Genomic DNA, 11868 nt, shown 5'->3' with positions numbered 1-11868 from the left:
GTTACTCTCCTTTCTTAGCAGCGGTTTTCGCTTGCTGTACGATAGCGATATCGCCATCAGATAGACGACGAACCCAAAAAGCCGATCGCTTTACAGTCTCGCCATCATTCGCTAAATGTGTGCCGTCTGGCTTGAGTACGTTCACGCCAGCTTTCGCGGGTTTGATCGTGATCATTTCTTGAGTGCTCATTTTGTTAGTCCTGTTTGCTGGTCAATTTATTTACTGATCAAGAGTAATGTCGCTGTCCATTGTTGGCGCACCATCGGCAATCTCTGCCGTGGCATACATAGTTACAAAGTCGTCTAGGTCTGCGGCGGTAATGGGTTTGTCTAGCACCCAGTTTTGTGTCCAGCTGACTGACCAAATGGCAAGGCCTAAGCCGTCTACATCACCGCTGTACAAGTTGTCCATGTTTAAGCTTTCGGCTTTCTTGTTCGCAGTGGGTACACCTTTGTTTGCTAACAGCAACTTTGCTAATCGCCCCGCGATCACTTCCGCGCGCTGGTCGCGTGAGTAGCCGAACTGCTCGGTACAAAACACATAAGCTACTAAATCCACATCCCCCGTCATCTGTCCGGCTGACTGATCGATATTGCGAACACGTAGAGCGGCAATGCGAATACCGCCATCTTTTCGACTCATCCAATTCTTAATCTCGTCGGGCTTATCAAAGCGCCCAACGTGACGTGTAATTTCTGACACTTTATCAATGTCGTCTTCGTTGCCTGTCAGCTTTGGCGTTAGATAGCTGACGATCTCATTGACGGCGTAGACCGTTGAGCCTGTTGTCACAAAATCAGGACGCATCGCTTAAAACTCCATTCCAAAAATCGCCAACGGTATCAAGCAGCTCGGTTTTGTTACTGCCGCTCAATCCTAAAAATTCGCGCTTCGGCATGTTCATCGCGCGAGTGAATGCGCTGACCGTTTGATTCACTGGGAACTTGAGCGCCTTACCAAACGCTTGTGTAATGCGTCGGTTATGAGCCGATATACTGACAGGCCCATCAAAACCATCTTGGATCGTTCTGGCGTATGGCAATGGCGAACCTACGTGTACTTTGCTGCCTTTGACCTGGTATTGAATTGAATCCAGCAGGTCACCATCGCCTTGCAACAGAGACTGATTGCCATGGCGCGTTTTCGCGTAGCTTGCTGACCAGGCTTGCCAGGGTGTTCCATCCGGTGCGGTTTTCTCTGTGCTAATGCGTCGGCGTGTTTGGCTCTCTGCGACGGCACCAATGGTTTCTAACAACTCACGTTTGTGCGCTGGATTGCCTAGCGCGTCTATCATTCGCTGATAACGTGCCAGCTCTTCTTGGCCGCGAACTTGAACAGAGATACCCATGATTTACAGAATCCCGCCCAATGACTTACGAGTGAACAAACGTTCACCGTCTTGAATGAGTTCCACTTTACCCACCGCGCCTTCGGTCGGGGTTTCCAGCGTTGGCAAACCTAATTCACGCTGACCATTTGAAATCTCTTTCAGTGTTTTTAATGCCGAGTTATAGCGCTCGGTCATCATATTTGTGGCTTGCTGATCTCTGTCAGCCAGCCAATAAAAACTTATAGTAATGGCCAACTTACCCAACAAACTTGGTACCGTCTCAAGCGGCAAAACATAGCGGCGGGCGAGGTATGAATTGATCTCGTCATCCGCTTGCTCTAATGCTTCGTCGATAGCCGTGTCGTTTAGATCGTCAGTGTTTCTATCGATAGCGAGGTTCCATACCATGCTGCTATCACGATCTAATAAGTCTTGCTTGGTTGCGTAAGTGGCCATTGGTTTTCCTATTTCACTTTCAGTTCGTCGAGATCAATCTCGGTTACGACGAGGTTCTTTTCGTTGTAAATACGCTTTGCCTTGGCAGCTGAGAGACAAACAACTTGAGACGACTCGTAACCCACGATTTCCACGTCATCAATCGCGCTTTCGTCTTCTGCCAGCACCAGTACCAAGGTCTTTTCCAAGCGTTTGAACTTGACACCCGAACGCCAAAAGCCCACGTCAGTTTTCGCAGTGACGACAAACGCGCCTTTAAAGTGTTCTCCCAATGCTGCGGAACTGGCATTATCACTAGCGCCATTAATGACAACGTCACTACTAGCAACACTATTCTGTGAGCCATCATTTCCTGTGGCATTAGCGCCCAAATCAGCACCAGCTCCATCAGCACCAATAGATTCTTTATTGAGTTCACCATCGTTATTCTTTCCTTCAATTTTCGAGTCTGCCTTCTCAGCATCTGATTGCTCCAGCTTGTCGGCCTCACCCGTAGACGGGGTCTCTGGCGTAGACTCGGTTGGTTTGGTTTCGTCTACTTTCATAGCCGCGTCCGGTTTGGCTTCCGTTGCTTGCTCGGTAGCACCTTTAGCCACTGTTTTTGTAGCTGTTGCATTGCGCTTTGCTTTAGCTGCTGCGGTTTTGTTAGTTGCTTCACTCACGAAAAACTCCTGTTTTTTTAAAAATGGCGGCGCATTGAACCGCCATTTTTGATTGGCTTAGTTGATCAACGACTTACTTGATGAATGAACTCACTACAACTTCCACATCGTTGTAATAGACGTTGGTATCGCCACCATTTACCAGCTGCGTAAGAATCAGTTTCTTAGCGACTGCATCGTTTGCAGTACCAACGGTAAGGACTTTTGCTTCTGTACCAAGTGGCTTGCCGTTTACGCTAAGCATGTCAGCTAAAAGCTTTTTCGCTGCAATGTAGTTGGCTTCTGTTAGCGGTGCTTTAGAACCCACACACATCTGCGGGAAGCTAAAACCAAATCCCGCACGGCCATCGACGCCCTGGGCAACCATGTTGTTGAACCATGCGTACTCAGACGTTGCGCCCATGAATTCTAATTTCAGAGGGCGGCGATCTTGGTAAATTACGGGTAACAGAATCTGAGTGTTATCAAAAACAAACCAGGGTTCGCCCGTATCCGTTGCCGGATCGCCGATCACGTTTGAATAGGTATCGCCTGTATCACCAAGTGGGTGATCGGTATCAAAGAAATTCTGTCCGTCATGGCAAAGCGTAGTAAAACCAGCTGCTAACAGCGGGAACGAATGCTTGTCTGGGAAGATCGCAGTGTTACGCCCCCATGATTTAGCAATGATCGCGTACTTGCCGATTTTGTCGTCTTCTAAATCATCACGCTTAATTTTGATAGACGCTTCGTAAGTTTTGTTTGGGATGGAATATCCATGACTCGCCAGCTCTTTTAACTGACGTTCAGTGACCCATTCCTTAATCTCTGGAAGGTCTTCAAGCCAGCCATAAAACTCTGAGCTGCCAGTACTTGGAACCTTACTTGCGATCTTGTCCCATTTTGGAGAAACTAGCCCCAGACCCTCGGTAAACGCGGCATTGGAGCCGACGGTTAACGCTTCAATAACTTGTGCTTCAGTAAAAGGCATGATCTAACTCCAATTAATAAGTTGCTTTATGGTGGCGGTTTGCTTTCCACGATTCTTCGCTGACGCCCATCTGACGGCACAAAGCGATTTCATCCTTGGTTAGCTCTTCGCTTTGTTGCTGGGTTGGTACTTTCTTTGGCTTAGCGTCAACGATCTTCGGCGCTGTCTCAGCGAACTTTTCAAACTTTTCACGCCCACCTTCAGTACGACAAAGCGCAACATACATTTCTTTATTCGCTGGGGCGACTTTGCCAGCAGCAATCGCCACATCTACCAGCGCTTCTGTTTCTTTGTCTTCGATTTCCTTCAAAGACGCTTCAGCCGCCGTGGCACGATTCAGCGCAATTTCATACGTGTCGTTCGGTACAAACTTGGTGAGATCAGGTTGAGCCGCACGATTCAGCGCGATCTGTTCAGCAGACTTCAGCGCACCAATAGCGGTGACTGCGTCTTGCTCGGTGGCGTTTTCTGGCAATGCGAGTGCATCGGCCAATGCTTTAGGCAACGGCATGGTTGTATCCTCTTTGTTTTCAGAACGGTTTAAGGCGGGAACTCTAAAGTTCGGTTTGTTTGTTAGGCCTGCGCTGCTCATCGCAACGATGTTGCCTTTGTCGTCATAGCTAAATGCGGGGGAATAGAAACCATAGCGCTTGTCTTTGATCTTATAGATGCCGTTATCATTCCACTCGACACCTGCCCAGATTTCACCATTGCGGTTTTCTAGCGCGACGATCCAGCCGTAAGCATCGGCGTCTTCGCCCTGAGGGCCTTTGATTTCTGTTGAGTGCTCCACATCAAAAGGAAGCTTAGAGTCGAACGCGGCAACCACTGCATCAGGATTGTTGTTAAACCACTTGCGACCATCGCGACCCTCAGCGGTACCCGCTGGAATCATTGGTAACCACTGAATGTCAGAATCCTTTTCCTCGCTTTGAACGAACTGAGGCATTTGGAAACATAAAGCGGTGAGTGCGACTTGCGACATTGAACTGACTCCAAAAATTTATCTATTGGAGTCAGCTTATGAGAGAGGAAGGATTAACTAGAAATAACGTCTGTTGTTCAATTTATGATATTAGCTCTCTAAACCATTTTTGTACTTTTATATAGTCATCATCATTGTCTACTTTACGTTCATTTGTTTGAACGTAAATATATAAATACTGGAGTTCTTTGAAGTGTATCTGTGTAAGTAAATGAATAGGCGCTAAAGTATGAAGCTCTTCATACAAATCCTTAAGCCTTGCCAATGCACTCTCTAAATTCAGATCTTTGTGGGGATGTTTAATGCAACAGAAAATAGAGTTTTGTTCAACAAAGACAGTCTCTTGTTTTTCAGTTGTAATAAGTTTTAGCTTTCCTGATCTATCAAACTGATAGACCTCTGTAGGATTTCTAGCATATACCAACAAGGGATTTTCAAAATACATGCCACACTTTTTGTAGTAGTTTCTCGCTTCCGGCTCGGTACCATAGTAAACCGTATATACATTTTCCACTTTGTTTTCGCTGTTCATAATTTGCTCACTTGTTTTTTTGTATTGGAGCTTGATCATTATCCACGAAACGATTTCATCTGCATTATGTTTTATCGTATGCCACAAACCACATTTAAACCGTGTTTAATTTCTCGTAGAAACGTTTAAACATTTTTTTACGTTGTGACATTGCGCCTAGGTGATTAAATCGCTTAGGCGCGTTCTGAGGCGTTCGGCTCGTTGTTTATTCTGTAGGATCAAACAGGGCTTTTTCTTTGGTTGCGAGGGCGTCTTTCAATTCCTGTTCTCTGTTTATGCCAGGATTGTAATTCCAGCCTGGATCAATTCCGGCTGGTAGTGTTTCCACTTCACCCGTCCGTTTGTTGATCCATTCTTTTGTACCATCGTTTGGGGCTTCTGTTTTGATCTTGCCATCTTTTACGAGCTGCTCGTATTCACTTCGAGACACTTGGCGTACACCACACTTACAACCCCAGCCGTTTGGCGTCATGTGGGTTTTCCACCACGGGTCGTCGATAGGTAAGCAAGTGCCAGCCCATTTCTCGTGCTGGTGCCTATGATTCTCGGACGGGCCAAGTTCATAGATGAGATAAGGCATCACGCGCTTAGTACGTTGTGCGCGTTCCCACTGACCAGCGGCGCGAGCGGTACGCATGTTGGTTTTGTAGATGGTTTTAATACGGCCTGTACTACCAAGCTGTACGGGTTGCGTTTCGTTTGTTAGCGGGTCGACCATTTCTTGAATACCCCACCATCCCTTTTTAACGAGTAGTGGTTTTAGTACATCGCGGAACTGGGCAAAGGTCTGTCCGCTAGCAATAGCGTCGGCAACCATAACCTGCACATCAAGCAGCAAATCTGCATTGGTCATTTTGGCAACCGTGAATGCGTTGCCGTGTTCCGCTTTCCAAACGTCACGGTAATCAAAGCCTGGCTTTAAATCTTTGTCGATTAAATAGCGTAGCGCCTCTTGATTGATGACGTTATCCGGCATTGTTTACATCTCCCAATGCTCGTGCCTGGAACATAACTTTTGCAAGCTGTTCAGTAAACTGCTCCGCTGTTAAGCTCTTTTGCAGCTCTGGCAACAGTGCTTGAAACTCTTCAAAGCTGCTCACAGACTCAGCCGCTTTTAGAATCGGATTCATAAACTCTTCACCACCGACTTCGACCCAGTCAGTCATGACTTCATCTGTCATGTCGTCGATCTCGGTATCGAGATTAGTCTGTGTGCGGTTCATTGCAACAGGGCGAGTAAATCGATTTAACGCTGTGCCGTTTAAGCCCTGTTCACTGCTTGGATAAACAGGCGTTAAACTACCTTCTGGCACCAATACCTCTTCGCCATCGGCTGGCGGCTTCAATCCGAACTTGTCATAGACTTGCTTTGTTGAAATTTTAAATCCGCGATCAATCAATGGCGTGGCAGCATCAACAAAAGCTTTTAGGTCTTCTGGCTTTGGTAGTCTGATTTTGACGCGTGGATAATGTTCTTGTAGACCCCAGTTTAAAATTATGTAGGGCTTGACCAGTTGTTCGTTAATTGTCGCCTCTAACTGTCGTGCGTCCCAGTCTGCAATATCTTCACGTACTTCATTATGCACTTCGGCTTGACTGCGTGAGCTGCCATTATCGCTTGTCATTGTCTGGCCGAGCACAGCTTTACTGATCTGTTCGTCACACCATCGAGCCATGTTCTCGAATAGTGTATCGCCCCCCTTAGCCGCCCCTGACTCGATGATTTCCATTTTCATAGAGTCTGGAATGGCCGCACCTGCATCGCTAGAGATTTTGCCGATGGCGTTAATCAGTGTGGCGATGTCGTCTTTCGTAGCATTCGGGCCATACTTACCGATGCGGATCGGGATCCCGAACACTTCTGCGAATGACCACCAATCTCTAAGCGTGTAGCTTTTCAGCATGTACATAACAGCGACTAAGCGAGCCAACCCATTACGCCACACGCTACCCGATTTCGAGCGCGGTGTGTGGACGATGAATTTGTATGGCTGCAATGGTGCGCCCATTGGCGCATCGTCACTGATCAACAAAATCTCTTGCAGGGTCTCTTGATCTGGACGCAAGTAACGAGGGTCTACCCATTTATATTCGCTCGGTGTCCATGGCATTTTATTGGTGTTCCATAGGATCTCAGATACACCAATGCCTTTACCAAGGCCGTCTAGCAAATCAAAGAACAGCTCTGGCATGGCGTCTTGATGGAGGATCGCACGCACACGATCTGCCATTGCCACATCAGCAGGGGCATCGCTGGCTGCTTCGACGGTTGGCATGATAGACGCAACAACGAGCTTACGCGTTCTAAGCTGTGCTGCGTAATGCAAGTCTCGCTCTTCCATTTCTTCTGCGAGCGTCATGTACTGTTCAGGATCGTTGCCGTCCACCACACCACGCAACAACCCAGCCAAGCGGCTGGGCGTTAACATACTGGCAACACTAGCGGGTCGTGGGTTACGAATGCCAGTTGTATAGGCTCGGCTGACTTGCTCGCTTAACACTTCTTTCTCTGCTTCGAAGGCCTTGCCGTTGTGGTCTAAAATTGGGCTGATCATAATCGTATTCCTTGTCGGCCTGATGCTTGGTCAATGTCATCATATAAGTCATTTTCTTTGGCACTGCCGAAGAAGCGGCGGTTGATATCGTCGCCACGGGTGCCGATGGTGTGGAGTTCGTAACGGGTCATTTCTTGTTTCGAGACGACATAGCCGAGGAAGATGGCGATGGCGCTATCGCCGTGGCGTTTGTTTCCGTCGCTGCCTTTTGTTCGGCTGTCATCTATGCCTGGCACACCGCGAATGATTTGGATTTGTCCCAAGTCGGTAATGATGTCTTCATGCTTTGGCAATAGGATATCGTCGTCTTCAAAGGCCGCTTTAAATATCGGCATGTTCTCGCGGTAGTAACCCACGGACAGCATGACCTCGACCACTTCATCGCCGTATTTGTATTTGGCTTGCTCGGCTAAGTATTGGCCGTTGCCTCGTGCATCCAGTGCGATACCGTCACGCTTAGGCAGACGATCGCAGATAAAATACAGGGCTTGTTCTTGCTGCTTGAATGGCACGTTTGCAAGTTCAACTAAAAAAGGCACGATGCGTTTGGTGTTGGCTTCGACCGTTATCGGGGCGAATACCGTTAAGTCTCCGTTCCTTGCAAAGTCTTCCCCAAGACAGTGGCGTAAATCAGGCGGCAGCTTTTCCAGTTCTGGCAGTACGAACTCTTCTAACCATTCTTGCATTTCACCTTTGCGTGCGTGTTCGCTCGCGGTGTTGAATGTTGCGGTTCCAGTGAATCGTAAAACAGGCGCATCAAGCAAACGCGCAGCACGATCACGCAAGCCGCGAGAGATATAAGCGCCGCCGCCGTTTTTAGGCACACAGTAATATTCTTCTAGGGCGTCTTCTTCTGTCGCCGTGTCTTTGATTAAGTTGGCTTTCCATTCGTCTTCGAGTTCTTGTGTCCATTCTTGCTTCTTGACCTGGCAGATACGTTTGTACAGACCATCAGCACAAGCATCGTCTAACGTAATGGTGTGGATCGAAAAACGTTTCTTACCTGCACGACTGTCTTGGATAAGCTGATTGAATAGATTTTCGATACCGTTATGAGTGGAAATAATGCGGACTTTAGAACCCCACATTGTCAGAGCAAGCGCAGCTTTTTAAAACCTCGGCTAACTTTTCATGGAACGCGCCTTCATCGATAACCACCGTCCCTTGCATACCGCGCATATTCTTTGGGTTGGATGAAAGCGCTTTGATTTTAAAGCCCGACGCAAAATAGATCACATAGGTCAGAATGTCTTTATCTTCATCGGTAAAGACTTCTTCACCCACATCGCCACAGGCTAAGTTGTATGCGTTGGCCCACATCGCACAGGCGTCGATAAACTCCCGCGCCATGTCTTTATTGCTGCCGATATAAAAGACATCTTCACCGCCTGCCTCTGCCGACAATGAAGCCGTAAGCGCGTCGTCTGCGGCTTCGGCCCAGGTCAAACCGCAACGTCGAGTTTTCTCTCCAATCTTCAATTGGCTAGTGTCTGCAATCCAACGCTTTTGATAATCCAACAACACTTCATCAGGGTTGAATTCTTTTCTCAGAATTGCAGCGGTGGATTGGTTTGTGAGTTGCTTTTGCTCGGCCGTGATCATACTAACGCCCGAACAGCCGCATCTTTTGACTCAAGCAGCTTACGAAGCGCCACAGCTCTCTCGGCACTGTCGGGCAAGCGCTCAACGATCAAATCAGCCATATCAGAAAAAGGTTTGCTGACTAGCTGCAAGTGCTCTGGCAAGTGCTGCCATTTAAAGAACTTTAAAATCTCAGGTGTCATCATGCGATCCCTAGAATGTGTTTTTTAATCGTCGGCGGCGGTATCAGCTGAGATACCGGCTTTTTTAACAACGGCTTCCACTTCGCTGGCGGCTTGTTCTGCAAAGGCTTTACGAATTTCTTTTTCGACTTTTGTGCTCATCATTGCCGCGCTCTCGATGCGCTGTACAACTAGGGCGAGTTGGCCAAGGGCTTTTGGTGGGATAGGTTTACCGCCGTCTGAAGCTTCGTCCATCATTGACATTGAGGTCTCAAACGCCATGGTTCGAATAAACTCTTGCAGTAGTTTGCCGACTTCTGAAACGGGTGCTTCACCAAATTTTGTAACCCAAACCTCTGCCATGGCGCGGGCGTCGCGGATACGCTCGCCATTCTTTTCCATGCGCTGTGCATAGCGGTTGAATGACGTGCGGCTAATCTTTGCGTCTTCGGGCAAGCCTGCTTCGTCGATCATTTCATTGATCGCGGCCAGGATGTCTTTTTGCGTCATATCGCCAGAACGAATCAAAGCGCCGATGCTGGCGCGTATTTCCTCTGGTAACAGTTCTACTTTTGACTTGCGGTTCTTTGCTCGCTTTAACATAGCCGCCCCTTATGCCCGTGGGCGTTTTACGCCTGGCACGATGGCTTGGCCTGTTACTACATCTTGACCGCGACCTGTTAGCTTGGCGATTTGGCAACCGCTCATTTCACGGATTGTTATCAAGTCTTGTTCTTGCAGCCAAGCAAGATGTGTACGAACGGCATCGCGGCTAATGTTATGGCCATAGCTTTCAAGGCAAGTATCTAAAATAGATTCGTTGGCTTCGTAGGCTGGCATCTCTTCGAGAGAGCGCAAGATGACAAGCCGTTGGTCTTCTTTTAAAAGGTCTTTAAACGACATTTAATTACTCCTGTTTATTTGTCATCTTTGAGTCGCTGCTCTAACAGCAGACGAGATAGGTGTTCAACGGGTTGAATCTGGGCGCGTAGTTCTTTCATTTCGCCCCGTGTGTTGGCTAGCTCGATAAGCAGGTCGGTCATTTGTTGTTGTGTCGCCATGCTATCCAGCTTGCCTTCTAAGTGATCGACTTTTTTAGAGACCGCTTGCACGTCTTCTTTTTTGGCGTAGGTCTTCGCTAGAAACGCCATGACGATAATCGCGGCTGTGGTCAGTAGCGCCCAGATGGGTGCCCAATATTTCAACAACAATTCACCCACGCTGGCGCTCCTTTTTGTTTTGACATGACACACAACGCACGGCGGTTGGTACGTACTCGATGCGCTGCTTCGGTATGATGTCACCGCAATCTAGGCAGTAGCGAACGCCGTTGGCGTCTTCGTCTGGAGCTTCGATTGGGCGGTTGCGTTGTGCTGCTAGTGCGCGGTCTCTGTGTTCCTGCTCTAGCTCTGAAGCGCGATCAAACTGGTCGGTCATTTGCGCCCCTTAATTACGTTTGCAATAGCGCCTGTCACTTTGTCGCCACTGCTTTTTGAGTAAGGCGCAAAGCCATCAAGAGAGCGTAAACCGTGATAAGAAAATGCCGGGCAAACAACGTTAGTGCGATAGCAACATCGGGGCCGTCAGCGGTAAGGCCGAAGGCTTTAGTAAGCGACATTCCAAAAATATAAGTGGTGCCAGCCCAAAAGCTTTGGCGTGCTTGTAATGGTCGTGTATGACGGACGTATTCGTCTGTCGCTTTATCACCTGCACGCACTGTTTCTTGAGTTTCGTGGTGCTCGGCTTGCTTGTCTGTCAAGTCGAGTTCTTGACGGCGGGTAATTTGTTTTTCTAGTTCGACTTTGATTCGTTCTAGTTCAATCATGGCTTCTGGCGGCAAGTTCTGTAACTCACGAGTCACGGCGATCTGCTTAGCGTCTTTGCTTAATCCAAGCACCGCATCGGCTTTCTCTACTGCACTGGCTACTTTCTCGGCTGTATCGCTACCACCAAATAAATGCGCCACACCACGAATAGCCGCTGGGCCAAGATCGACAGCAAGGGACGCAAGCCCTGTAAGTAATGACAACATAATTTACTCCTTGATTTCCCATGCGGCGTTCGTGAGATCGACTAGGCGGTTATGCCAGCCCTCGATAAAACGCACTTGTGATGTGTTGTTCTGGATGATGCGAGCATAGAAGCGCGCACGACGTAGCCCGAAACGGGCGAGTAGATATTCTTGATCTAGCGAGGTAACAGCGGCGCGCGTCTTTGGCCCCACCATGCCGTCGTCTTTACAGCCGCTAATCTCTTGCAGCAGCGTAATGGACGTGATCGCGCCATGTTGAACCGCTGCATCGAACGCATACAGCGCCACGGCTGGCGACCATTCTGGACAATACGCGGCACGCCAATAACGGGTGTGGTAGATACGCACAATGTCATCAAGGGTAAGAGAAGCGATATCAAGATTAGGAAAGGCGCGTTTACTAATGCCGCCTTTTGTTTCACCACCTAAGTCTTTCGGATCGTTAACATAACCAAGGTCTGGCTTTGGAGTACCATCGTTATTCAGTGCGCCTTCTTTGATCAGCACAAAGACAACAGCGAACAGAAAGGCTTCTGAGTAGGGCTTGGTGTTAAAGCAGTAATATGTAGACATAAAAAAAGC

General features: G+C 48.2%; 19 protein-coding genes. All 19 read right to left on the bottom strand.

Features of this window, described 5'->3' with window-relative positions:
• Position 1: 1 nt before the first annotated feature.
• Positions 2-190, bottom strand: coding sequence for a DUF2635 domain-containing protein (locus tag ONZ52_RS04300; RefSeq protein ID WP_265217493.1), 189 nt, complete (start codon positions 188-190; stop codon positions 2-4).
• Positions 191-220: 30 nt separating this feature from the next.
• The gene (locus ONZ52_RS04295) at positions 221-808 is read right to left on the bottom strand and encodes a hypothetical protein (protein ID WP_265217492.1); all 588 of its coding nucleotides are present in this window, start codon (positions 806-808) and stop codon (positions 221-223) included.
• Positions 798-1349, bottom strand: a complete 552-nt coding sequence (locus tag ONZ52_RS04290) for a phage virion morphogenesis protein (protein WP_265217491.1) — start codon at positions 1347-1349, stop codon at positions 798-800. Before ONZ52_RS04290 ends, ONZ52_RS04295 begins: the two co-directional genes overlap by 11 nt.
• A 3-nt stretch (positions 1350-1352) precedes the next feature.
• Positions 1353-1787: a gp436 family protein gene (locus tag ONZ52_RS04285; protein ID WP_265217490.1), complete on the bottom strand. Its 435-nt coding sequence runs from the start codon at positions 1785-1787 to the stop codon at positions 1353-1355.
• An 8-nt stretch (positions 1788-1795) separates the two neighbouring features.
• Positions 1796-2449, bottom strand: coding sequence for a hypothetical protein (locus ONZ52_RS04280; RefSeq protein WP_265217489.1), 654 nt, complete (start codon positions 2447-2449; stop codon positions 1796-1798).
• Positions 2450-2522: 73 nt separating this feature from the next.
• Positions 2523-3419 carry a Mu-like prophage major head subunit gpT family protein gene (locus ONZ52_RS04275; protein WP_265217488.1) on the bottom strand — a complete coding sequence of 299 codons (897 nt, stop codon included), beginning with the start codon at positions 3417-3419 and terminating at the stop codon, positions 2523-2525.
• Between the two features lie 13 nt (positions 3420-3432).
• Positions 3433-4404: a phage protease gene (locus ONZ52_RS04270; RefSeq protein WP_265217487.1), complete on the bottom strand. Its 972-nt coding sequence runs from the start codon at positions 4402-4404 to the stop codon at positions 3433-3435.
• A gap of 82 nt (positions 4405-4486) precedes the next feature.
• On the bottom strand, positions 4487-4936 hold the full coding sequence (locus ONZ52_RS04265) for a hypothetical protein (RefSeq protein ID WP_265217486.1): 450 nt from the start codon (positions 4934-4936) through the stop codon (positions 4487-4489).
• A 205-nt stretch (positions 4937-5141) separates the two neighbouring features.
• On the bottom strand, positions 5142-5912 hold the full coding sequence (locus tag ONZ52_RS04260; RefSeq protein ID WP_265217485.1) for a phage head morphogenesis protein: 771 nt from the start codon (positions 5910-5912) through the stop codon (positions 5142-5144).
• Positions 5902-7491: a DUF935 domain-containing protein gene (locus tag ONZ52_RS04255; protein ID WP_265217483.1), complete on the bottom strand. Its 1590-nt coding sequence runs from the start codon at positions 7489-7491 to the stop codon at positions 5902-5904. The genes ONZ52_RS04260 and ONZ52_RS04255 overlap by 11 nt, the downstream gene beginning before the upstream one ends.
• Positions 7488-8579, bottom strand: a complete 1092-nt coding sequence (locus tag ONZ52_RS04250) for a hypothetical protein (protein ID WP_265217482.1) — start codon at positions 8577-8579, stop codon at positions 7488-7490. The genes ONZ52_RS04255 and ONZ52_RS04250 overlap by 4 nt, the downstream gene beginning before the upstream one ends.
• The gene (locus ONZ52_RS04245; protein ID WP_265217481.1) at positions 8566-9093 is read right to left on the bottom strand and encodes a hypothetical protein; all 528 of its coding nucleotides are present in this window, start codon (positions 9091-9093) and stop codon (positions 8566-8568) included. Before ONZ52_RS04245 ends, ONZ52_RS04250 begins: the two co-directional genes overlap by 14 nt.
• A complete protein-coding gene (locus ONZ52_RS04240; RefSeq protein WP_265217479.1) occupies positions 9090-9278 on the bottom strand; it encodes a hypothetical protein in 189 nt (62 codons plus the stop codon). The genes ONZ52_RS04245 and ONZ52_RS04240 overlap by 4 nt, the downstream gene beginning before the upstream one ends.
• A gap of 21 nt (positions 9279-9299) precedes the next feature.
• Positions 9300-9857 carry a DUF3486 family protein gene (locus ONZ52_RS04235; RefSeq protein ID WP_265217478.1) on the bottom strand — a complete coding sequence of 186 codons (558 nt, stop codon included), beginning with the start codon at positions 9855-9857 and terminating at the stop codon, positions 9300-9302.
• Between the two features lie 9 nt (positions 9858-9866).
• Positions 9867-10157 carry a VpaChn25_0724 family phage protein gene (locus ONZ52_RS04230; protein ID WP_265217477.1) on the bottom strand — a complete coding sequence of 97 codons (291 nt, stop codon included), beginning with the start codon at positions 10155-10157 and terminating at the stop codon, positions 9867-9869.
• A gap of 14 nt (positions 10158-10171) precedes the next feature.
• Positions 10172-10474 (bottom strand): DUF2730 domain-containing protein, encoded by a 303-nt coding sequence (locus tag ONZ52_RS04225; RefSeq protein WP_265217475.1) that lies wholly within the window; start codon positions 10472-10474, stop codon positions 10172-10174.
• Positions 10467-10691, bottom strand: a complete 225-nt coding sequence (locus ONZ52_RS04220) for a TraR/DksA family transcriptional regulator (RefSeq protein WP_265217474.1) — start codon at positions 10689-10691, stop codon at positions 10467-10469. The genes ONZ52_RS04225 and ONZ52_RS04220 overlap by 8 nt, the downstream gene beginning before the upstream one ends.
• A gap of 34 nt (positions 10692-10725) precedes the next feature.
• Positions 10726-11286 carry a hypothetical protein gene (locus tag ONZ52_RS04215; RefSeq protein WP_265217472.1) on the bottom strand — a complete coding sequence of 187 codons (561 nt, stop codon included), beginning with the start codon at positions 11284-11286 and terminating at the stop codon, positions 10726-10728.
• A 3-nt stretch (positions 11287-11289) separates the two neighbouring features.
• Entirely contained in the window at positions 11290-11859 is a 570-nt protein-coding gene (locus tag ONZ52_RS04210) for a glycoside hydrolase family 108 protein (protein ID WP_265217470.1), read from the bottom strand.
• Positions 11860-11868: the final 9 nt, after the last annotated feature.

The sequence above is a fragment of the Marinomonas rhodophyticola genome, assembly GCF_026113935.1.
GTDB classification, from domain to species: domain Bacteria; phylum Pseudomonadota; class Gammaproteobacteria; order Pseudomonadales; family Marinomonadaceae; genus Marinomonas; species Marinomonas rhodophyticola.
Note: the sequence above shows the minus strand (reverse complement) of the source record. Positions and strands in the feature narration are given on the sequence as shown.

What these genes read in the sequence shown, in the direction of transcription:
- ONZ52_RS04285 (WP_265217490.1), bottom strand. Translation starts at nt 1,787, where the DNA reads ATGGCCACTTACGCAACCAAGCAAGACTTATTAGATCGTGATAGCAGC.
- ONZ52_RS04210 (WP_265217470.1), bottom strand. Translation starts at nt 11,859, where the DNA reads ATGTCTACATATTACTGCTTTAACACCAAGCCCTACTCAGAAGCCTTT.
- ONZ52_RS04300 (WP_265217493.1), bottom strand. Translation starts at nt 190, where the DNA reads ATGAGCACTCAAGAAATGATCACGATCAAACCCGCGAAAGCTGGCGTG.
- ONZ52_RS04270 (WP_265217487.1), bottom strand. Translation starts at nt 4,404, where the DNA reads ATGTCGCAAGTCGCACTCACCGCTTTATGTTTCCAAATGCCTCAGTTC.
- ONZ52_RS04215 (WP_265217472.1), bottom strand. Translation starts at nt 11,286, where the DNA reads ATGTTGTCATTACTTACAGGGCTTGCGTCCCTTGCTGTCGATCTTGGC.
- ONZ52_RS04265 (WP_265217486.1), bottom strand. Translation starts at nt 4,936, where the DNA reads ATGAACAGCGAAAACAAAGTGGAAAATGTATATACGGTTTACTATGGT.
- ONZ52_RS04240 (WP_265217479.1), bottom strand. Translation starts at nt 9,278, where the DNA reads ATGATGACACCTGAGATTTTAAAGTTCTTTAAATGGCAGCACTTGCCA.
- ONZ52_RS04255 (WP_265217483.1), bottom strand. Translation starts at nt 7,491, where the DNA reads ATGATCAGCCCAATTTTAGACCACAACGGCAAGGCCTTCGAAGCAGAG.
- ONZ52_RS04290 (WP_265217491.1), bottom strand. Translation starts at nt 1,349, where the DNA reads ATGGGTATCTCTGTTCAAGTTCGCGGCCAAGAAGAGCTGGCACGTTAT.
- ONZ52_RS04235 (WP_265217478.1), bottom strand. Translation starts at nt 9,857, where the DNA reads ATGTTAAAGCGAGCAAAGAACCGCAAGTCAAAAGTAGAACTGTTACCA.
- ONZ52_RS04250 (WP_265217482.1), bottom strand. Translation starts at nt 8,579, where the DNA reads ATGTGGGGTTCTAAAGTCCGCATTATTTCCACTCATAACGGTATCGAA.
- ONZ52_RS04220 (WP_265217474.1), bottom strand. Translation starts at nt 10,691, where the DNA reads ATGACCGACCAGTTTGATCGCGCTTCAGAGCTAGAGCAGGAACACAGA.
- ONZ52_RS04245 (WP_265217481.1), bottom strand. Translation starts at nt 9,093, where the DNA reads ATGATCACGGCCGAGCAAAAGCAACTCACAAACCAATCCACCGCTGCA.
- ONZ52_RS04275 (WP_265217488.1), bottom strand. Translation starts at nt 3,419, where the DNA reads ATGCCTTTTACTGAAGCACAAGTTATTGAAGCGTTAACCGTCGGCTCC.
- ONZ52_RS04230 (WP_265217477.1), bottom strand. Translation starts at nt 10,157, where the DNA reads ATGTCGTTTAAAGACCTTTTAAAAGAAGACCAACGGCTTGTCATCTTG.
- ONZ52_RS04295 (WP_265217492.1), bottom strand. Translation starts at nt 808, where the DNA reads ATGCGTCCTGATTTTGTGACAACAGGCTCAACGGTCTACGCCGTCAAT.
- ONZ52_RS04260 (WP_265217485.1), bottom strand. Translation starts at nt 5,912, where the DNA reads ATGCCGGATAACGTCATCAATCAAGAGGCGCTACGCTATTTAATCGAC.